Below are 20,454 nucleotides of genomic sequence, written 5' to 3'. Positions count from 1 at the left end.
CCTCAGATTATCGTCCGATGCCGGATCCGACGTTGTTCCGGCGCCCAGCGCGATGAACGCTCAGTGCATGAACTCGCTGATCACCGACACCCACCCCGACTACGACGCAGAGCGCGCCGGTTACAACCTTTCCGTCGAGCATCGACCCGCGTGCATCATGGCCGCCGGCTCCGTCGACGACGTCGTCAGTGCAGTTCGGTACGCCAATGCCCACCACCTCGCAGTGGCTGTGATCGCCACCGGGCACGGTCCGGCGCGCCCCGCCGACGGCGCACTGTTGGTCAACACGACCCGGATGGACCGCATCGACATCGACCCGGTCGCCCGCACCGCCCGGGTGGAGGCCGGAGTCCGCGGCGGAGCGCTCGTGCACGCTGCTGCGGAACATGGCCTTGCGCCACTGAACGGTTCGTCTCCCGAGGTCGGGGTCGTCTCCTACCACCTGGGCGGCGGGGTCGGCATGATGGGACGAAGCCTCGGCTGGGCCGTCGACCACGTCCGCGCTCTGGACATCGTCACCAGCGACGGCGAACTGCGACACGTCACACCCACCCAGCACCCGGATCTGTTCTGGGCTCTCCGCGGCGCCGGCAGGGCGATGTTCGGGATCGTCACGGCCATCGAGATCGATCTGCATCCCATCACCCGGCTGCACGCAGGAGGGATGCACTTCGTCGGGTCAGGGATCGCTGGGGCCATGCACACCTATGCCGAGTGGACCCGCAACGTCCCCGAATCCATGGGTTCCTCGGCCTTGCTGATCCACCTCCCCGACCTACCCGCAGTTCCCGAACCCCTCCGCGGACGCTTCAGCGCACACCTACGCTTCGCCTCCACCGACTCCGCCCCTGCCACCGAGCCGCTGCTCAGACCGTTCCGAGTTCATCATCCAGTGATTGACACGGTCGCCGACATCCCCTACAGCGCAGTCGCTTCCATCCACAACGAACCGACAACACCCGTGCACTTCCACGGCCGCAACAGCATGCTGCGAGATCTCGACCCCGCTGCGGTCGACATCCTGCTGAAGCACACCGAGCAAGGTCGTTTCATGGCCGAACTGCGTCACCTGGGCGGCGCTCTGGGCAGACCTGGCCCGATCCCTGCCGCACAGGCCCGCCGCGACGACAGGTTCGTCCTCTACACCGGCGGCGTCAGCGAGCCGGCGGACATCAGGCCCGTCCTCGAGGATCTCCAGAGCTCGATGCAGCCGTGGGCCACCGGAGCGGCGTGCGTGAACTTCCTGTCCGGAGTCGACGTGCCCGCCGCGACGGTCGCCGCCAGCTACCTGCCGGACGACGTCATGCGGATCTCTCGGCTCCGGCAGCAGGTCGACCCCAGCCACATGTTCCGGTTCCACCACGGCGTCTGGTGAACGAGCATGCCCCAGCGTGAGGTGTCGAACCCCCACCGCACGTGACAGGCTCGTCGCCGTGACGCACGCTCCCCCGCTCGCCGCCGGGCGCCGGCATTCCGTCGGACGCCGCGCCGACGGCGACGTTGTCGTCGCCGGCAACATCGCTGCGGGCGAAGGGGATGTCGGACGGTGGCGGGACGTCATTGCTGTTGCGGCAGGCAATGTCCACTCCGCACGCAACACCGGTCGATCGCACACCGTGGGTCTGCGCGCTGACGGGATCGTGGTGGCCGCCGGTTGGAACGGGGACGGCAGTGCGAGGTGAGCGAGTGGCGTGGGATCACGGCTGTCGCCGCGGGATGGCGTAGGACGCTCGGGATCCGGACGGACGGCACCGTGCTCGCAGTCGGGCGCACCGTCGAAGGTCAGTGCGATGTCGCTGGATGGCGCACCGTCGTCGCGGTCGGGTGCGGCGACTGGCACTCCGTCGGCGCCCTGGCCGACGGCACCGCGGTCGCGGTGGGCAACAACCGTGCCGGTCAGTGCGCCGTCGGACAGTGGCGAGACCTGATTGCCGTCAGCGCCGGCTACCTGCACACGGTCGGCCTGCGTGCCGACGGCTCGGTTGTCGCGGCGGGTGCTCGGGTTGCGGGTGAGTGCGCCGTAGACACCTGGCGACACGTCACTGCGGTCGCCGCCGGCAGCCATCACACCGTGGGGATGCTCGCCGACGGACGGGTTGTCGCAGTTGGCGACAACACGTGCGGGCAGCGCGATGTGGCTGGATGGCAGGGCATCGTCGCCATCGCCGCAGGCGCGAACCACACCCTCGGCCTGCGTGCGGACGGCACCGTCGTGGCTGCCGGAGCCGATCTGGACGGTCAGTGCAACGTCACCGGCTGGAGGGGGATCCGCCACTCGACACCCTGACCCACACTCTGCATCCGCGGCGGGTCAGTGCGCCCTGTCCATCTTGTTCACCGTCGCCAGAAGCTCCTGCAATCAACGAGCCTGTGAACGCGCCGGTCGCCGGTTCACGTTGATGCACCTGACTCGGCAGGCTCATGTGCCGGCGGGGTTCGGCGGTCGAGGAGCACGCACGGCGAGTCGCTGGCCGACGTGAGCGGCGCCGGAGAAATTGATGTTGAGCTCGATGGTGGCGAACCCGATCTTTCCCGGTGGGAGGGCTGCCAGGCATCCGTACCCGCAGGCGGTGTCTGCCAGCCCGACGATCGCCGCGGTGTGCAGCTTCCCGGTCGACGCGAGGTGTTCCTCGCGGACCATCATGGTGCCCTCGATGTCCGGGAGCTGGAATGCTGCGGAGCGGATCTCGTGCAGGTCGATCCCGAGCAAGCCGTGGAGTCCCGGGAGCGGCAGTGGTACCTCGGTCCTCACGCTGTGGCCGCATCGTCGGTGGCGCGGGTCGCTGCTGGTCGGGCCGGGACCAGGGCGAGCGTGCAGGCCAGCCCGATGGCGACTGCCGCTGTGATCGCGGTGGCCGTCCAGCCGAAGCCCTCGGTTGCGACCGGGCCGAATGCCGTGCCGAGGCCGCCGCCGACGAAGTACACCACCATGTAGGCGCTGTTGTAGCGCGCCGGGGACGCCGGATCGATGGTCAGGACTGTGCTCTGGTTGGCGACCTGCGCGGCGAACAGGCCGGCGTCGAAGATCGCCAGACAGACCAGCGTCATCGGGGTGTTGTCGAGGGTGGAGCCGATCACGGCCGCCACGAGCCCGGCCGTCACCAGACCGGCCACGATGACCCAGCGGGCGCCGATCCTATCGGTCAGGCTTCCCGCGAGCGGGGTGACCAGAATGCCCGAGAGTCCGGCCAGGGAGTACAGCCCGATCTGTTCCGCCGAGTAGGAGAACGGCGGTCCCGACAGGGCGACCGCGAGCCCGGCCCAGATCGCGCAGAAGGCGAAGAACCACAGCGCGCCGCGGAGCGCGGCCATCCGGAGGGTCGCGTTGCGGATGATCAGCCCTGGCAGCGAACGCAAGGTCGAGAGGTAGCCGCGTTCGACGGTCCCGCGGGCACTGGGAATCACCACCCAACAGGCCACGGCGATCAGTGCGCCGGCGCCCGCGAACACCAGCACCATCGGCCGCCACCCGATGCGGTCCGACAGCCATCCACCGACGATGCGGCCGGCGAGGATCCCCGCGGAGATTCCGGCAGTCACCACGCCCAGCGTCGTCGCGCGCCGGCGCGGCGGCGCCCAGCGACCGGCGACTGAACTCAGACCTGCACCGACCGCTGAACAGGCGCCGACCACACCGACCACCACACCCAGGACAGCGGCGCTCCCGGCGGCCGCACTCACTGCGAGGGCAGCGGCCAGCGCCGTGAATTGTGCGGCGAGAACGCGATTCGCTGCGAACCGGTCGACCAGCGGGACGAGCAGACACAGCCCGAGCAGGTAGCCGACCGATCCGCAGGCGAGCGCAACGCCGACAGCCGCCACGGAAGATCCCAGCGAGTGGGCGACATCGGCGACGGCAGGTTGCAGCGGATAGATCGTCGAGGTGCCCAGGGCAGCCGCGAGCGACATGAACAGCACGACAGGACCACGGATCTGGGCAGGGGCAGGCGTCTTGGCGACGAAGTCAGTGTTCACGCCTCGAACGGTAGGAAGCGACGCCTCGGACAGCTGGCGGGAATCCGACATCACCATCGCGGCCGACCGGCCCGGGTTCTGCCGATGGGGCTCCGCGTTGCTCCCTGGAATCGGTGCCGTGTCACGGGTGCTCCGGAAGGGCACTGTAGTGGGATGACTGCGCAGCCGGTTGGCCAACCCAGTAGGTACGACGTCCCGGAGGACTGGTCGCTGCCCGACCCAGCCGCAGTGATGGGACCTGGACATGTCGCCGTGGTCCTCCGTGTGGAGAAATCGGTTGCGGAGTACTTCGACACTGCTGCAGGGGATCTGCTGGGATTCGGTGCGACGCTGCTGCTGCGAAGTGGACCGTCCGACGCGGGCTGGGAGCTCACCCTGCCGAACGGAATCGACCCGGCGCTGCACCGGGCGCCGCTCGGGTCGGAGACCGCGGTGCCCGACGAGCTCGCCGCACTGGTGAGCGGGATCGCCCGCGGCGGCGCGCTCCTCACGTCGGCCACCGTCCGTTCCGAACGGGCCACACACCGGTGGACCGACGAGACGGGAGCGGTGATCGTCGAGATCACCGACGAAACGCTGCACGCGTCGGCATCCACCCCCGGGGCAGCGCAGTTGAACTCCTGGCGCGAGCTCACCGTCGAGCCGGGGCCCGCTGGTCGACCGAAGCTGGTGCGCCGTCTCGTCAAGGCCCTCACCGCCGGCGGAGCAACTCCTGCCTCCATCGAGAGCAGAGCGACCAGGGTGCTGGGTGGACCGTCTCCGCAGCCGCCTAGAAAAGCCAAGTCCGGCAAGAAGAGTCCTGTTGATGCGGTGGACGCGATCGCCTTCCTTGCCGCGCAGGATGCCGCGCTCATCGCCGAGGATGTCCGCTTGCGGACGGGCCACGAGGATGTCCACACCGTTCGGGTGGCGACCAGGCGCGCCAGGTCCACCCTGAAGATCTTCGCCGGGCTGTTCGACCCGGCGACCGCCACCGGGTTCAGCGGCGAGCTGGCCTGGTACGCCGCGCTGCTGGGTGAGGTCCGCGACCGACAGGTGCAACGCGACCGGTTCGCCACCGCCCTGGCCGAGCTCCCCGACGAACTGGTCCTCGGACCGATTGCGGCGACGATCGAACAACACCTGCTGGGCGAACAACTCCGGGCCGCCGCCACCCTGCGCGAGGCGATGGCCGGCGACCGCTATCACGAGCTGCTGCGGACCTCGTCGGAGTTCGTCCGACACCCCCCTCTCGCACCCAGCACCCGCAGACGTGCCGGTGCGCGCGTCACCTCGTCCTCCGTCGAGCGCGCCGGACGCAAGGCCCGCCGCCGGCTCGATCTGGCCCTAGACACCGGCGACGACGAGCTGCTGCACGAGGCCCGCAAGGCAACCAAACGCGCCCGCTATGCAGCTGAGCTCGGCGCGGGACAGAGCGGCAGACATCGCGCAGCCGTGAAGGCGTTCAAGGAACTCCAGGAGATCCTCGGCGAGTACCAGGACAGTGCGGTGGCAGCCGCACTGCTGCGGCAGCTCGGGGCAGCGACCCACGCCGACCCGACACAGAACGGATTCACCTTCGGGATCCTGCACGAGCAGGAAGCCCGGCGTGCGGCGCACGCCCGCGCCGCAGCGGAGCGTTGGCGCCGTCACCACTGACCGCTGTCACACCGGCCCCGGCGCCAGGATCAGCGGCACCCCGACCCTCACATCCAGGTGATGGTCGACGGTGGTCCGCGCCGCCACCTGTCGACGGGTGCGCATCGGCGAACTGGCCCGACTCACTGCTGACTGCACACGCCTGGGAGACTGTGCGCATGCCGAAGTTGGTGACAGCGGTGACGTCCGCGGGGGCGCTCGGCGGGCGCGAACAGCCGGTCCTGGACGGCGTCGGGCTCCTGCTGCGGCCGTGGGAGCCTTCCGATGTGGCCGTTCTGGTTGACGCATACAGCGATCCCGAGATCCAGCGGTGGCACGCCAGGACGATGACGGCGAGCGAGGCGCAGGACTGGGTGGCCACCCGATCCGTCAGGTGGACAACGGAGATCGGCGCAGAATGGGCGGTCACTCGTGACCAGGTGGTCGTCGGGCGGATCGGATTACGGACCCTCGATCTGTCCGAGGGTTCCGGTGAGGTCGCCTACTGGGTCCTGCCGGGAGCAAGAGGCCGGGGAGTGGCGTCCCGGGCACTGGCAGCGCTGACCGACTGGGCGTTCGCGGAGGTCGGACTACACCGGGCGGTGCTCAAACATTCGACCAGGAACCCGGCCTCGTGTGCAGTGGCGGAGCGGGTGGGTTACCAACTCGAGGGAACTGCGCGCAGCGAGGTGCTCCATCAGGACGGCTGGCACGACATGCACTGGCACGCCCGGTTGGCATGATTTCTGCTGTGCGGCAAGAACTCAGCCGGTTGCGTCGGCCAGACCATGGACCCAGTCGCGCATTCCGGTCGGCGCGTCCGGGTCCGCCGACCGTCACCGGAACTGCTTCTCGCCCGGCAGCACCACGACCCGATCGGTAGCTCACCCGCCGCCAGTTCTTCGTGCCCCGCCACCCCGGCAGGTCAGCAGTCCATCCTCGGACCAGTGACTTGACTGCATGTCTGTAACAACTACTATGTACGGATGACCCGGAGTCCCGAGAGTGACGCCCGTACCCGGCTGGTCGACGCGACCACCGAGCTGTTGTGGGAGCGGGGGTATGCCGCCACCTCACCCCGCGCGATCATGGACCGCGCCGAGGTCGGTCAGGGATCGCTGTACCACCACTTCGCGGGCAAGGAAGCGCTCGCCGCAGCAGCGTTCGAGCATCGGGCGGCCGAGACCTTTGCCGCAGCGGATGCCCTGCTGTCCGCTGATCGACCTGCGCCGCAACGTATTCGCGACTACCTGCTGAGGCAGCGTGACGTCCTGCGCGGTTGTCCGGTCGGCAGAATGGCCCAGGACGCGGACGTACTCACCAGCGCTCCGCTGCAGGAGATCCTGCGGACGACGTTCACCCGACTCCGCGGACTGATGCGATCGGTCGTCGCCGAAGGGATCCGCACCGGCGATTTCCCGGCCGATCTCGACCCACAGGAACTCGCCGACACCGTCCTTGCTGTGGTCCAGGGCGGCTATGTGTTGGCCCGCGCCCAGGGCTCAGCCGTTCCCTTTCACCGGGCCGTGACCGGCGCCGTCGCCCTCATCGATCACGCCGCCACACCCACCACAGGATCGAGCACCTGATGCACACCGTTGATCTCGCGCCCCGCCCGCTCACCGGAGCCAGATTCTCCGGCACCGTCTCCGGCGCCGACCACGTACCCGGCTCGGACCCGCGACTGCACGTCTTCATGGTCGAGTTCGCCGCCGGCGGCCGGACTGCTTGGCACAGCCACGCGCACGGCCAACTACTCATCTGTACCTCCGGGCAGGGCGCGGTAGGCACCCGCGACGGACGCCTCTTGGCGCTGCATCCCGGTGGCGCGGTCTGGACGGAGCCGGGTGAGGAGCACTGGCACGGAGCTGATCCAGACGGACCGATGACTCACGTGGCCGTCCAGACCCGGGATCTCGACGACGCCGGCGTGCTCTGGGGCGAACCGGTGAGCGACGCCCGGGATGCTGCCATCGGCCCGGACACCCGGATCCCGGAATGACGACCGCCACCGCGGCCTGGCTGCTGCAGTATCCGATAGTCCTGCCGCTGGACTACGACATGGAGGTGATCCGGCACCGGGTCCGCACCCGCGGTGCGGCGCTCGACGGCCGTAGCGGTCTGGATTTCAAGGCGTACGCGATCCGGGTGGCCGGTGAACGCGGCTCGTCGGTCAACGAGTACGCACCGTTCTACTCCTGGCGTGCGGCGGACGCCGCAGCACTGTTCCTGGCCGGCGGCGCCGGTTTCCAGGGCGTCGTCGCCGACTTCGGCCGACCTACGGTGCACACCTGGCTGCCGCTGACATCGGCCGTAGGATCGCTTCCGACAGCCGAGGTCGTCGCGGCCCGCCGGTGGACCTTTCCGCTGCCGCCACACAGCGACCCGACCGCCGCGGCACAGCAGACGGTCGAGTTCGTAGCATCGCTGCAGGGCGAGCCCGGGATCCACCGGGCGTCCGCGGGGATCGATCCCCGCAGCTGGGAGATCGTCCTCTATGCCACGACGGATGGTTCGGCCGTGGCGCAGGGCGCGCCGGGCTACCTCACCGAGTACGACGTGCTGCACGTGAGCGAAGGATGAGCCCGGCGATGGGGGCATCGAACGACGGCGCTGTTGCCCGCACCGTCCTGGGGGACGTGCCCGCCCGCACCCTCGGCGTCACGAACGCGCACGACCACCTCATGTTCGCCTCGCCGCTGCTGCCGGGTCAGGAGCTCGACGATCCGGTGGCCGCCCGTCGCGAACTCGACCGCTTCGCCGCTGCCGGTGGTCGCACGGTGGTCCAGTGGACGCCCGCGGGGCTCGGTCGCGGTCTGGCGGTGCTGCCGGAACTGAGCCGGAGCAGCGGGGTGACCGTCATCGCCGCGACCGGCCGGCACCGGGCCGAGCACCATCCGCCTGCCGGCCGGGTCAACGACCGGGTCGACGACGAGCTGCTGCTCGAGCGGTTCCTGGCCGATCTGAGTGCACCGGTCCCGTGCGGGATCATCAAGGTGGGCACCGGGTTCCACCACATCGACGACTGGGAACGACAGTCGTTGACGGCAGCCGCCGAGGCCTCCCGGACGACCGGATGCTCCGTCGCCGTTCACCTCGAACTCGGCACCGCCGGGCTCGACGTGGTGAATGAGTTGACCAGCAACGGAGTGCCCCCCGGCTCGGTGATCCTGGGTCACGTCGGCCGGAATCCGGATCCGGCCTACCAGGCGGATCTTGCCGCGACCGGCGTCCTGCTGTGCTTCGACGGCCCGTCACGGGCGAACCATGCCACCGATTGGCGGCTGGTCGAGAGCATGCGAGCCCTGGCTGCGGCGGGTCATCTGGGTCAACTGCTGCTCGGCGGCGACACCACCACGGCTGCCGCTCGATCGGTCGATTCCGGACCGGGGATGCCCGCGCTCCTCACCCGGACCGCCGGCGCCATCGGAGAGGCCCTGGGACCCTCAGCGGTGCAGGCGATCCTGGTGGAGAACCCGATGTCCGCGTTTGCCTGGCAGCGCCCGCAGGCGTGATCCCCGGCGCCGACCCGGCCGGGCGGAGTCGAGCGTGATCGGTCACCACAGGTGCAGCGATCCGAGCAGCCCGATCACCACCGGGGCCAGCCCCAGACAGAGGAACGCCGGCAGGAAGCAGATGCCCAACGGAGCGGTCATCAGCACCCCCGCCCGACCCGATCGGGCGGTCTCGAGTCGAGCGCACTCCTGCCGCAACGCCTCGGCCCGATCGCGGAAGGCGGCAGCCAGGGCCACACCGCCGCGAGCGGTACGGACAGCGGCGGCCGCGAGCGGTGCCAGCTCCGGGCACTGTGCTGCCGGCGCCCAGGCACTCTCGGATCCGGCGCCGACCGTCAGCAGTGCCGACACCGCGGTCAGCGCTTCCACCGCAGGATCATCGCCCGCGTCGGCGCGCCCGGAGTGCAGCGGATCCCCCCGTGCCCGCAGGACGACCGCGACCGCCGTCGCCGGTACCAGCCCCGCCGCCAGGCAGGAGGCGATCATCTCCAGGGTCAGGGCGAGCTGATGGCGTCGTCGCAGCCGCAGTCGGACGTCAGGACGACGACTCATTCTGCGCTGCAGAAGATGTGCTCCGACAGCGAGCGGAGCCGCTGCCGGCCACCAGTCCGGGGCGATCAGGATCGTTGCCAGAACTGCGCCGACCACGATCCGGCTCGCCGCCCACCATCCTTGTGCCGCAACGACTCTCGCAGAGCCCGCCGCCCGCACGGTCGACTCCGGCCACACCGCGACGCCCGCAGCAAGGACCACGAGTGCCGGGGCCATCATGCTCCCGGTCATCCGGCGACGATCCGCGCCGACCACAGCAGACCGGCGGTGACCAGCGCTGTTCCGACCACCAGCAACGCCGACCCGGCGGCGCCACCACCGAGCAGGACCGCGACCGGATCAGCGCCGATCCCGGTCCCCAGCAGTACGCCGAACAGCGGCAGCGCTCCCAGCACGAATCCGGAGAAGCGCGGTCCTGCCGTCTGCGCGATCCGCACCTCCTCGGCTGCCACCGCGCGCGCCACATCCCCCGCGATCACCTCGACCAGGTCTGCCGGCGGGACCCCGTGGCGGTCGGAGATCCGCAACGCCGACACCAGGTTGCCGAGCGAATCCCACCCCGCTGCGCAGTCGTCTGCCGATCGTCCGTCTGCTCTGAATGCCTGCGACATCGCGGCTCTCAGCTTCCGACCGAGTGCGTCGCCTGCGGTGACCGCCGCGATCTCGAGTGCCTCCTGACCGGCTGTCCCCGCGCGCAGCTCGCGCCCGAGCACCCCCAGCACCACCCCCAGCTCGGCGCGCTCGGAGCGCTCGCGTCGTTGCCGCAGAGCCGTTGCCGACAGCAGCAGGAGGGTGCCCATGACGAGAGCGAGAGCCACCCCGATCGGCCAACCGAACCCGATTCCGGCCACCGCCGCACCCGCCGCACATCCGCCGACGGACCAGGCGGCCGCGGGGTTCCGCCGAGCTGTCGGACGCTGCGCCCCCGATCCCGGCCAGCGCGCACCAGCAGGTAGCGCCACGACCGGCCAGACCGCCACCGCGAGCGCCAGCAGCAACACGACGACAGACACCCCGAGCCGGTCGGTCAGCATGCACGTGCACCAGAGGCGCCGTCGGTGAGGACCGCCTCCAGCATCGTGTGGCCGGGCTCGACCGCGCGGCCGCCGACGACCGCGGGCAGGCACACCACCCGGCCGTCGTCCTGTCGTCGGACGATGCCGATCTCGCTGACCCGGCGTCCGCCCGCGTCCCTGGTCAGGTGCACCACCACCCGGAACGCCCCGATCAGCTGCGCGTGCACGGCATCCCGCGGCATCCCGCCGATGGCGGCGAGCGCCTCGATCCGCGCCGGGACCTCTGCCACCCGGTTCGCGTGGACCGTTCCAGCCCCTCCGTCGTGACCGGTGTTGAGGGCACCCAACAAGTCGATTACCTCGGCCCCCCGCACCTCGCCGATCACGATCCGGTCCGGCCGCATCCGCAGCGCTTGCCGGACCAGCTCACGCAGCTCGATTCCCCCTGCACCTTCGACGTTGGCCGGGCGGGCGACCAACCGGATCAGGTGCGGATGGGGTGGACGCAGTTCCTCGGCGTCCTCGACGGTCACGATCCGTTCGCCTGGATCCACGAGTGCCAGCAATGCGGCGAGCAGAGTTGTCTTGCCGCAGCCCGTCCCGCCCGAGACCAGGAAGGCGACCCGTGCGGCCACCAGCCGCCGGAGCACGGTCTCGGTGATCCCGGGCAGCGCACCACGTCCGGCCAATGCGTCCAGGTCGTGGGTCGCCGGTCGCAGCACCCGCAACGAGAGACAGGTTCCGCCCACCGACAACGCCGGCAGCACCGCGTGCAGCCGGGTTCCATCGACGAGCCGGGCGTCCACGAAAGGATGCGCGTCGTCCAACCGTCGCCCGGCAGCCGTTGCGAGTCGGCGGGCCAGGCGCTGGACGGATTCGTCGTCGGGGAAGGACAGACCGGTCGGTTCCCAGCCGTTTCCCCGATCGACCCGGACGTCCTGGCAGCCGTTGACGACGATGTCCGTCACGTCCGCCTCCTCCAGCAGGGGCGCGAGCGGTCCTGCCCCGACGAACTCCCCCTCCAGGAGCTGCAGCCACCGCACCAGCTCCTGATCGCTGACGACGCGCCCGCCCTCGGCGCGCACCGCGCGAGCCAGCGCCTGCGGACTGGGCTCCAGCCGATCCTCGGCGAGCCGGTGCTGTACCCGCTCCACCAGGCCAGGGGGCAATCCATCGGTGACCGTCATCCTCGGAGCCCGTCGGCCTCGGCGAGCACGGCTCGACAGACGCGTCCGAACGGCGACCGCGGGTCGGCCCCCGGCGTCCGTCCGGCTTCCAGATCGCGGGTGATGCGGGACTGCGGGCGCAACGTGCCGATCAACGGCAACCCCAGCACCGATGCCAGGTCGTCGCCGCCGAGACCGCCAGGGGACGGACCGCGGACGACGAGTCCGATCGGACCTCCGGCACCTCGCAGTTTCTCCGTCTGACGTTGGGCGGCACAACATCCCCGGACATCGGCGGGCGTCAGCAGGACGACGAGATCGGCGAGTTCGAGCACGCGATCACCCGCATCCGAAGGGATCCTCGGGACGTCGACGACCACCGTGTCGCCACCGGATCGCAACGAGCTCACGACGACGTCGGCGACCTCGACCGGAACGTCGTGCAGGCGGTCCCGATCGAAGGTGAGGACCGGGACGCGACCGTGCGCGCGGGCGCCGGCGGGCAGTGCGCGGTGCAGCGCATCGGGGGCCAGCCGCCCGCTCGGCGCTGCAAGATCAGGCCAGCGCACTCCCGATGCCCCCTCCAACCCCATCACCACATCGAGGCCGGCGCCCCACCGATCACAGTCGACGAGCACCGTGGAGCGCGCTTCCCGGCCGGACGCGACCGCGAGAGCCGCGGCGAACACCGAGGCACCCGCACCGCCACAGGCCCCGACGACGGCGATCACCCTGCCCGTTCCGATCGAGGTGACGCCGCTCCCCAGGCGCTCCGTCAGTGCCGCGTCCAGGTCGTCGCGGGTGACGGTGGCCTCGGCGCCGAGCCGGACACACCACCCCAGTGCCGCAGCGGTCGGCTCGGTCGGACACACGACGGTGACGCCTTCCCTGCGCGGGAACTGCTGCATGACAACATCTTGCGCCTGCGCCAGGTCCAGCACGACGTGTCCTGCCGATCGCCAGAGCGTCCTGCTGGGCGGCTCCGTCACGACGACGATCCCGGTACCGGTCGCGGCGCAGATCCGCCGCAGCGCAGCAATCGTCTCGGCATCGGCGCCGATCAGCAGTACTTCGGTGCCGCCGGGATCCCGTCGTGTGCCGGGGTCGCTGGTACTGCTGACCGCCATCCGTCGGACCATCTCGTGCCTCCCCTGCCACGCGCCGGGGGGAGCCGACGGCGTGGTCTGTGTGCGAACCATCAGCAGACGTCATCGCAGGGACCGACGGCGAGGGTGACCACGCTCGTGTGGACAGGGCGGGGCTCTGTGGACAACTTGGGGGGGCTCGCGTTGGGAGCCTGCCGACCGAGTAAAGGGGCGGCCCCCGCCAGGGGGGGTAGGCGGGGGCCGCGGGGTTCAGTTCCGGGGGGTTGAACTGAACCGGGTCGCCGGTTCCGGGGGGGGTGGAACCGACTGACATCACTGTAGCCGCGTACCCCACGGCCGTCATCACCTGATTGTCAGGCTCACCGGCCTGCCGGACACATTTCCGCTCTCCGATGCGCTCCGTCACCGCGGAATTCACCCGTTGGGGAATTCCGCATCATCCCGTGCACCGGATGCCATCGAAGTGCGGAGGCACCCCAGCATGCTGAGCTCGATCCCTCGAGCCGCCTCCACTCCATCGCCGCGCACCCGTGATCCACCGCGCCGACGGGCTGCGCCGCGGCCGTCGCGACGGCACCATCTGTCCGCTCCCAGCACCCCCCGTCCGCCCGATCCGACCACCCTGCGCCGAACTGTTGCCAACGTCCCGCAGCGGGAGTATGACTGTGATCAGGAAGCCCCGGATCGGCCAGCGGCGGTGTGGAAGAGAAACCCCGGCCCGCCCCGTGACGGAGTTGCCTCGAGCGATCCCGGTACCCACTCACCGCCTACGCCGCGGAAGGTGTGCCACCGTCGGCCTGTCGGGAAAAACCTGACGACCAGCAGTGACGGTGTGAATTCGGTGCAGCCTGATCACCGACGATCTCTCGGAGGACGACGTCCGGCCCCGCTCGGGCCGGGCGTCGTCCACCCCTCTCCCAGCCTTGGCCGAGTTGCTCCGGTCGCGCGTCCGCCCTCCACGGAACCCGCTGGCACTCCCGAGATCCCCGGGGTGCCGTCCGGCCACCCGCTGACCCGAACTCAGGCCTGAGATTCCGTGGGCAATCGCCCGGTTGTTCGACGCACTCGGGGCCAATCCCCGACCGGAGCACGAGAGACCAGACCTGCTGAGTGGCACGTGCTCGGGAGGCCGATCGCGCGGCCTGCCCGTTGTCCCTCAGCCGACTCCTCACCGCAATCGATGCACCACGGAGCGACAACTCTGGCTGGATACAAATTCACCCGTTCGGCACGCAACCTTTTGTCTTCCCGCGCTTCGCTGCCCGATCGACGGACTCGGCAGGTCTCCCACCGCAGCACTGCCCGACCTCTGGTCCGCTCGACGACAGCCAGACCTGGCGAGCGTCACCCCGGAGCATCGGCGAGTACGTCGGCGATCGATCGACCCTCGCGTGCGCCGTCGGTCAACCAGGCGCTGTGATCGACCAACCAGGTCCGGACCACGGCGTCCACCGCGTCCCGATCGCCGGATTCGCACGCCGCCGACAGTCGCTCGCCGGCCGCGCGATACCGCGCGCCGGCACGCCAGAAGGCCACCTCCGGCACCCCGAGACCGTGCGGATCCAGGCCGCCTGCGATCCCTGCGACGCGGGTGACGACCCTCGCCAGCACCCCGTTCCCCGCCTCGAATGCCTGCGCGGACAACAACTCCAGGTGGATCATCGCGACCAGCACGGGGCCAGGCCGCCGTCCGGCGAGGGACCGTCCGGCCAGTGCGGCGAGCCGGTCGGCCGCCCGCACGGGCCGACCGAGGGTCTCTGTCGGTTGCAGGCCGCCGGCGATGACGGAGTGGAGCCGGGCAAGAGCCTGCAGCGGGGACCGCTCCCAGACCGGAACCGCAGCTGCCACCTCGGCGGTGGCCCGCAGCGCTCCGGCCAGGATCGGATCTCGCACCTCCGCCTCGGGGAACTCGTCGGCCGGAACCCCTTCGATGGCGGCTGAAGCGCGCGCCGCTCGGATCGACCCGGCCGCGGCCGAGCGTGCCCATCCCCGGCGATTGGCGGGATGACGATGCAGATCTGCCAGCGACTCACGGGCCTCTGCGGTCGCCCGGATCACCTCCGGATCGCCCTCGACGGCTGCGAGCACGTCGTCCCAGTCCACCCCAGCACGGTATCCCGCAGTTCAGCCCCGTCGGACCCGTGGCGCCGGGCCCGTTCAGGGAGCGGGCCCGTAGCCCTGGCGCACACCCACGGAACGCCCCAGCGTGGCGGGCGTCGCACCGGACGGCTACCGTCGAACTTCCCCAGCCCATCGACGTGTGCCTCAGGAGCGGGAAATGGCCGACGACAGCCGGACCTTGGACAACTTGTCGACCGAGACGCGGACCTTCCCCCCTCCCGCCGCCCTCGCCGCCTCCGCGAACGTCACGGCCGAGGCCTACGACCGGGCAGCGGCGGATCCGGAGGCGTACTGGGCCGAGCAGGCCGACCGACTCGACTGGGAGACTCCGTTCGACCGCGTCCTGGACTGGTCGGATGCCCCACACGCGAAGTGGTTCGTCGGCGGCAAGCTCAACGTCGCCGTCAACTGCGTGGACCGGCACGTCCAGGCCGGCAACGGCGATCGGGTCGCGATCCACTGGGAGGGCGAGCCGGGCGACAGCCGCTCGATCACCTATGCCCAACTCAAGGACGAGGTGTGCCGGGCCGCGAACGGTCTCACCTCACTGGGCCTGGAGGCCGGCGACCGGGTGGCCGTCTACCTGCCGATGATCCCCGAGGCCATCTTCTCCCTGCTGGCCTGCGCCAGGCTCGGGCTGACCCATTCCGTCGTCTTCGGCGGGTTCTCCGCTGAGGCGCTGCGTTCGCGCATCGCTGATGCTGGCTGCAAGGCGGTGATCACCGCCGACGGGCAGTTCCGGCGCGGCGGGGCGCTGCCGCTGAAGGCCGCGGTCGACGAGGCCGTCGCCGCCGCCGACACGACGGTCGAACACGTGATCGTGGTGCAGCGCACCGGGATCGACGTGGAGTTCACCGACAAGGACGTCTGGTGGCACGACCTGGTCGCAGACATGTCGACCGATCACGAGGCGCAGGCGTTCGATGCCGAGCACCCGCTCTTCATCCTCTACACCTCCGGCACCACCGGGAAGCCCAAGGGCATCCTGCACACCTCCGGCGGCTACCTGACCCAGACCGCCTTCACCCACCACGCTGTCTTCGACCTCAAGCCGGAGACGGACGTCTACTGGTGCACGGCGGACATCGGCTGGGTCACCGGGCACAGCTACATCGTCTACGGACCGCTGGCCAACGGCGCCACCCAGGTCGTCTACGAAGGCACCCCGAACTCCCCGCACCAGGGCCGGCACTGGGAGATCATCGACAAGTACGGCGTGTCCATCTATTACACGGCGCCGACCACGATCCGCACGTTCATGAAGTGGGGCGCCGAAATCCCCGCCGGGTACTCGCTGGAGTCGCTGCGGGTGTTGGGCAGTGTCGGGGAGCCCATCAACCCGGAGGCCTGGATCTGGTACCGGGAGAACATCGGCCACGGCAACTGTCCGATCGTCGACACCTGGTGGCAGACGGAGACCGGCGGCATGATGATCGCGCCCCTCCCCGGGGTCACCGACTGCAAGCCGGGCAGCGCGATGCGACCGTTGCCGGGGATCAGCGCCACCATCGTCAACGACGACGGCGTGCCGGTCGGCAACGGGCAGGGCGGGTACCTGGTCGTCGACAAGCCGTGGCCGTCGATGCTGCGGACGATCTTCGGTGACGACGAGCGGTACGTGGACACCTACTGGTCCCGGTTCGCGAGCCAGGGCTACTACTTCGCAGGTGACGGCGCCAAGTACGACGACGACGGAGCGATCTGGCTGCTCGGTCGCGTCGACGACGTCATGAACATCTCCGGTCACCGGATCTCCACCACCGAGGTCGAGTCCGCGCTGGTCTCGCATCCGTCCGTTGCCGAGGCCGCCGTGGTCGGAGCGACCGATGCCACCACCGGTCAGGGCATCGTGGCCTTCGTCATCCTGCGCGGCGACGCGGCAGAGGCAGCAGCGGGCGCCGCGGAGCACATCCAGGCGCTCCGCAACCATGTGGCCAAGGAGATCGGGCCGATCGCCAAACCGCGGCAGATCATGGTGGTTGCCGAACTCCCGAAGACCCGGTCCGGCAAGATCATGCGCCGCCTGCTGCGGGACGTTGCGGAGAACCGCGAGGTCGGGGACGTCACCACCCTGGCCGACTCCTCCGTCATGGATCTGATCTCGAAAGGACTGTCGTCCACGTCCTCGTCCGAGTGAAACATCGGCCCTGACGGGCCCATCCGCCACTGTCTGCCGCCATCACGGCCGCCAGTCCTTACGCTGTGCAATGAAGGGTGTCCCGTTCAGGGGATGCGAGTAGCGGAGGAGTTCGGTCAGTGGGCAGCACACAGGGCAGAAGCGCCGGCGGTCGCGGACTGCTGCTGACCGGACGGGCAGTCGTGATCGTGGTGACGATCGCCGTGCTGGCCGGTCTGGGCACGGCATTCGTCATCCATCAGCGGGCTGGTTCGGCAATCGCTGCGAACTCGATCGACGATGCCCTGTTCGCCGACGACCCCAACCTGAGGTCGACGACTGCCGCACCCGGTTCGCCGGGCAGCGATGCACCGGCGGGTCCCGGTACCTCTGCCGGCGGCACCCACACCGGCTCCCCCGCCTCGAGCGGCTCCCCCGCTCCGAGCGTCTCACCCGAGGATGCGGCCGCCAAACCGGCGGAGAACATCCTCATCCTGGGTCTGGACACCCGCGGCGGCGCCGATGGTGGCGTCGGACCCGGAACGTCGCAGTCGGACGTGATGATGCTGGTCCACGTGTACGCCGGACATCGACAGATCTCCGTGCTCTCGATCCCCCGCGACACCTACGTCACCGCTCCGAGCTGCCTGCTGTGGAACAACGCCACGGGCAAGGTCTCCGACACCCTGTTCACCAGCCAGTACTCGTCCTGGAAGATCACCAACGCGTATTCCGTCGGCGGGCCGCAGTGCACGGTGAAGGCGATCCAGGAGCTGACCGGTCTCCGGGTCGATCGTCTGGTCGCCATCCAGTTCAACGGGTTCAAGGCGATCGTCGACGCGTTGGGGGGCGTCACGATGACCTTCGCCTCGCCCGTGATCGACGCCAACCAGGGCGCGGTGATCCCGAAGGCCGGTGTCCAGACCATCGACGGCGAGCAGGCACTCAAGCTGGTCCGCTCCCGCATCGTGCAGGGAGACAGTCGCGGCGACCTCGGGCGGATCGACCGTCAGCGGCTGTTGGTGCTGGCGATGCTCAAGAAGATGACCAGCACCGGGTTGCTCGCCGATCCGGGGCGGCTCGACTCGGTGATGCAGACCTTCGCCCAGAACTCCACATCGGCCAACCTCGATGTCGACCAGTTGCTGTCGCTGGCCACCAGCCTGTCAGGTGGCGCGAAGATCGACTTCGTGACGTTGCCGACCAAGCAGGACCCGAAGTCCGAGGGGCTGGACATGGTCGCCTCGAAGGCCGATCCGCTGCTGGACGCCCTGGCCCAGGATCGGGTACCCAGCAACTGAGGTTCGTGGCGGAGGTCCGGGCTCAGCGCCCCTGCAGCATCCGCAGTGCCTGCGCCTTCTCCCGCTCGAACCGCTCGGCGATGTTGTGCTGGGTGCTCGCCGGGCTGCTGCGGAAGTACACACTGCCGTCGCCGCGACCACGCTCGTCGTAGACGGCCGTGATGATCTGCGCATCCGTCATCGAAGCCACGTCCTTGCCGGCCAGCGCCCGGGAGACGATGACGTCGGTGTTCATCCGGTGCTGCACCGTGGTGGAGAACAGTGTCTCCGCCAGCACCGGGGACCGGCCCTCCAGGGACAGGCCGGGGACTCTGGCACAGGTCTCCTTCATCGCCGGATCGAAGTGTGTCTGCTTGATGAAGTCGAACTGCGCCTTGGCGAATCCGTCGGGATCGCTCGTCGCGAGACCCTTCCAGGCGGTGGCGAAGTCCTTGCCGCCCGGCGTCATCCCCGCCAGCGGCGCCGCGTAGGGCGAGTCGTGCTTGCCGAGCCAGGTGACGAACTCCTTGGCCGTCCCGGTCCCGGTGGCGATCTGGTACTTGCCGTACGAGATCCCGCCGACGGGGTCGCCCTTGCCGGTCGAGATGGTCTGTGAGCTGCCGCCGGATTCGTGCTGGGCGGACAGATCACCGAGCTGGCCGGCGGCGCCCGTCGGCGTGCCGGACGCCGGCTGCTGAGTACCCGCCTGGGTACCGACGCCAGTGGCGCCCGCCCCAGGGGCCCCCGCTCCTGCGGCCCCGGCGCCGCCCGTCGCCGCACCGACACCGCCACCAGCAGCGGCGGCGACCGCTGCCCCGGCCGCGGCGTCGGCGATCCCCCCGCCCGCCGAGCTGACCGCGTCCTGGGCGTCCGCCTGCGACCTGACGCTCTGGGCGGCCGTCGTGAGAGCCGCGCTGATCTTCTCGATCATCGGACCGTACGTCGACAGCCAGGCCTGCAGGAACGACGCCTGATCACTCCCCAGCCACTCCAGCGCGTGGACGGCCTTGGTCGCCCGCACCTTGACGGCGGTGATCTGATCGGCGCCGCCGGTCATCTGGGTGCTCAGCACGCGCATCCGCTCGGTCGTCCCGCCGAGGAAACCTGGAGTCGTCATTCCGCCAGCGTCGACGCGTCGGGCGCCGGCGACAACACCGGGAGCACCGGAACGTTCCGTCCTGCCGGAGATCGTCGGGGGCAGGCGGCCCGGCCGATGGGTTGACGACCGGCGTCACGGGGCATCCGGGCACAGTGCGGCGGAGACGTTTCGTCGGACATGGCACGATGAAGCACAGCCGAACTCGGGTGCCGGATTTTCCGTGCGCCACCGCTGGATGAAGAGAAGGAGGGACCGTGAGCACTCCCGAGCTCAGGAAGACCGGATCCGTCGAGATCCCGTTGGTCGCCGAGCAGGATGTGGACCGCTCCGCATCGTTGGGCATCCTGGTCAAGGATGCGACGACGCAGGTCTCCACCCTGGTGCGCGCCGAGATCGAACTGGCGAAGACCGAGATCACCCAGTCTGTGAAGCAAGGCCTGGTCGGCGCGGTGTTCTTCATCATCGCCGGCGTGATCGGGCTGTTCTCGTTGTTCTTCTTCTGGTTCATGATCGGCGAGATCCTGGACATCTGGCTACCCCGCTCGGCTGCCTTCGCCATCGTCTTCGTCCTGATGCTGGTGATGGTCGGGCTGCTGGCCCTCCTGGGCATCAAGAAAGTCAAGAAGATCAAGAAGCCCGAGCACACCATCGCGTCGCTCGGCGAGACGAAGAAGAGCCTCTCGGCCGCGGTGAAGTCGAAGAGCTGAGCTCAGACGCGGGCTGCACTGCGCTGCCGGCGTCGATGCTGGTGCAGCAGCGCACCACCACCGCCGCCGCAGGCCACTGCTATCGCGGACAACACCACCAGGGCACTCACCATCTTCTTGTCGCACTCCTCGCGCAGTAGGCCATGCAGCATTCGCATCCGTGGGTTGACACCCACGATACCTG

The 20,454-nt window shown here is 69.7% G+C and carries 19 protein-coding genes and 1 pseudogene; 11 read left to right on the top strand and 9 right to left on the bottom strand.

The window, feature by feature from the left end; genetic code table 11:
* Positions 1 to 67 precede the first annotated feature (67 nt).
* Both ABLG96_RS04615 and ABLG96_RS04610 read left to right on the top strand, forming a co-directional pair.
* Positions 68 to 1,375 (top strand): FAD-binding oxidoreductase, encoded by a 1,308-nt coding sequence (locus tag ABLG96_RS04615; RefSeq protein ID WP_353650235.1) that lies wholly within the window; start codon positions 68 to 70, stop codon positions 1,373 to 1,375.
* A 58-nt stretch (positions 1,376 to 1,433) separates the two neighbouring features.
* Positions 1,434 to 2,287, top strand: a pseudogene (locus ABLG96_RS04610) (chromosome condensation regulator).
* Between the two features lie 132 nt (positions 2,288 to 2,419).
* Here ABLG96_RS04610 and ABLG96_RS04605 read toward each other — a convergent pair.
* Together ABLG96_RS04605 and ABLG96_RS04600 are read right to left on the bottom strand one after the other, a co-directional pair.
* Positions 2,420 to 2,752 (bottom strand): PaaI family thioesterase, encoded by a 333-nt coding sequence (locus ABLG96_RS04605; protein ID WP_353650234.1) that lies wholly within the window; start codon positions 2,750 to 2,752, stop codon positions 2,420 to 2,422.
* Positions 2,749 to 3,975 (bottom strand): MFS transporter, encoded by a 1,227-nt coding sequence (locus ABLG96_RS04600; RefSeq protein ID WP_353650233.1) that lies wholly within the window; start codon positions 3,973 to 3,975, stop codon positions 2,749 to 2,751. Before ABLG96_RS04600 ends, ABLG96_RS04605 begins: the two co-directional genes overlap by 4 nt.
* 153 nt (positions 3,976 to 4,128) lie before the next feature.
* Here ABLG96_RS04600 and ABLG96_RS04595 point away from each other — a divergent pair, with 153 nt between their 5' ends.
* From ABLG96_RS04595 to ABLG96_RS04570, 6 genes are all read left to right on the top strand, one after another.
* On the top strand, positions 4,129 to 5,613 hold the full coding sequence (locus tag ABLG96_RS04595; protein WP_353650232.1) for a CYTH and CHAD domain-containing protein: 1,485 nt from the start codon (positions 4,129 to 4,131) through the stop codon (positions 5,611 to 5,613).
* A gap of 158 nt (positions 5,614 to 5,771) precedes the next feature.
* A complete protein-coding gene (locus tag ABLG96_RS04590) occupies positions 5,772 to 6,335 on the top strand; it encodes a GNAT family N-acetyltransferase (protein WP_353650231.1) in 564 nt (187 codons plus the stop codon).
* A gap of 243 nt (positions 6,336 to 6,578) precedes the next feature.
* Positions 6,579 to 7,181: a TetR/AcrR family transcriptional regulator gene (locus ABLG96_RS04585; protein ID WP_353650230.1), complete on the top strand. Its 603-nt coding sequence runs from the start codon at positions 6,579 to 6,581 to the stop codon at positions 7,179 to 7,181.
* Positions 7,181 to 7,594 (top strand): cupin domain-containing protein, encoded by a 414-nt coding sequence (locus ABLG96_RS04580; protein WP_353650229.1) that lies wholly within the window; start codon positions 7,181 to 7,183, stop codon positions 7,592 to 7,594. Before ABLG96_RS04585 ends, ABLG96_RS04580 begins: the two co-directional genes overlap by 1 nt.
* A complete protein-coding gene (locus ABLG96_RS04575) occupies positions 7,591 to 8,175 on the top strand; it encodes a DUF4865 family protein (RefSeq protein WP_353650228.1) in 585 nt (194 codons plus the stop codon). The genes ABLG96_RS04580 and ABLG96_RS04575 overlap by 4 nt, the downstream gene beginning before the upstream one ends.
* Before the next feature lie 8 nt (positions 8,176 to 8,183).
* The gene (locus ABLG96_RS04570; RefSeq protein WP_353650227.1) at positions 8,184 to 9,107 is read left to right on the top strand and encodes a phosphotriesterase; all 924 of its coding nucleotides are present in this window, start codon (positions 8,184 to 8,186) and stop codon (positions 9,105 to 9,107) included.
* 42 nt (positions 9,108 to 9,149) lie between these two features.
* Here the strand turns inward: ABLG96_RS04570 and ABLG96_RS04565 are convergent, their stop codons facing one another.
* The 5 genes from ABLG96_RS04565 to ABLG96_RS04545 all read right to left on the bottom strand — a co-directional run bounded on the left by ABLG96_RS04565 (position 9,150) and on the right by ABLG96_RS04545 (position 15,050).
* Positions 9,150 to 9,890 carry a type II secretion system F family protein gene (locus tag ABLG96_RS04565; protein WP_353650226.1) on the bottom strand — a complete coding sequence of 247 codons (741 nt, stop codon included), beginning with the start codon at positions 9,888 to 9,890 and terminating at the stop codon, positions 9,150 to 9,152.
* Entirely contained in the window at positions 9,887 to 10,693 is an 807-nt protein-coding gene (locus ABLG96_RS04560; protein ID WP_353650225.1) for a hypothetical protein, read from the bottom strand. Before ABLG96_RS04560 ends, ABLG96_RS04565 begins: the two co-directional genes overlap by 4 nt.
* Entirely contained in the window at positions 10,687 to 11,862 is a 1,176-nt protein-coding gene (locus ABLG96_RS04555) for a TadA family conjugal transfer-associated ATPase (protein ID WP_353650224.1), read from the bottom strand. Before ABLG96_RS04555 ends, ABLG96_RS04560 begins: the two co-directional genes overlap by 7 nt.
* Positions 11,859 to 12,968 (bottom strand): septum site-determining protein Ssd, encoded by a 1,110-nt coding sequence (gene ssd, locus ABLG96_RS04550; protein WP_353650223.1) that lies wholly within the window; start codon positions 12,966 to 12,968, stop codon positions 11,859 to 11,861. Before ssd ends, ABLG96_RS04555 begins: the two co-directional genes overlap by 4 nt.
* Before the next feature lie 1,323 nt (positions 12,969 to 14,291).
* Positions 14,292 to 15,050, bottom strand: coding sequence for an oxidoreductase (locus tag ABLG96_RS04545; RefSeq protein WP_353650222.1), 759 nt, complete (start codon positions 15,048 to 15,050; stop codon positions 14,292 to 14,294).
* A 175-nt stretch (positions 15,051 to 15,225) separates the two neighbouring features.
* On the opposite strand from ABLG96_RS04545, the gene acs reads away from it, so the two are divergent.
* Positions 15,226 to 17,205: an acetate--CoA ligase gene (acs, locus tag ABLG96_RS04540; RefSeq protein ID WP_353650221.1), complete on the top strand. Its 1,980-nt coding sequence runs from the start codon at positions 15,226 to 15,228 to the stop codon at positions 17,203 to 17,205.
* A 119-nt stretch (positions 17,206 to 17,324) separates the two neighbouring features.
* Entirely contained in the window at positions 17,325 to 18,485 is a 1,161-nt protein-coding gene (locus ABLG96_RS04535) for an LCP family protein (RefSeq protein WP_353650220.1), read from the top strand.
* Between the two features lie 22 nt (positions 18,486 to 18,507).
* Here the strand turns inward: ABLG96_RS04535 and ABLG96_RS04530 are convergent, their stop codons facing one another.
* On the bottom strand, positions 18,508 to 19,581 hold the full coding sequence (locus ABLG96_RS04530) for a hypothetical protein (RefSeq protein WP_353650219.1): 1,074 nt from the start codon (positions 19,579 to 19,581) through the stop codon (positions 18,508 to 18,510).
* A 236-nt stretch (positions 19,582 to 19,817) separates the two neighbouring features.
* Here ABLG96_RS04530 and ABLG96_RS04525 point away from each other — a divergent pair, with 236 nt between their 5' ends.
* Positions 19,818 to 20,270 carry a phage holin family protein gene (locus ABLG96_RS04525; RefSeq protein ID WP_353650218.1) on the top strand — a complete coding sequence of 151 codons (453 nt, stop codon included), beginning with the start codon at positions 19,818 to 19,820 and terminating at the stop codon, positions 20,268 to 20,270.
* A gap of 2 nt (positions 20,271 to 20,272) precedes the next feature.
* On the opposite strand, the gene ABLG96_RS04520 is transcribed toward ABLG96_RS04525, so the two are convergent.
* Entirely contained in the window at positions 20,273 to 20,428 is a 156-nt protein-coding gene (locus tag ABLG96_RS04520; protein ID WP_353650217.1) for a hypothetical protein, read from the bottom strand.
* Positions 20,429 to 20,454 lie beyond the last annotated feature (26 nt).

This window comes from Nakamurella sp. A5-74 (assembly GCF_040438885.1).
Taxonomy (GTDB): Bacteria; Actinomycetota; Actinomycetes; order Mycobacteriales; family Nakamurellaceae; genus Nakamurella.
The sequence above is the reverse complement of the archived record's forward strand: the minus strand, read 5'-3'. Positions and strand labels throughout refer to the sequence as shown.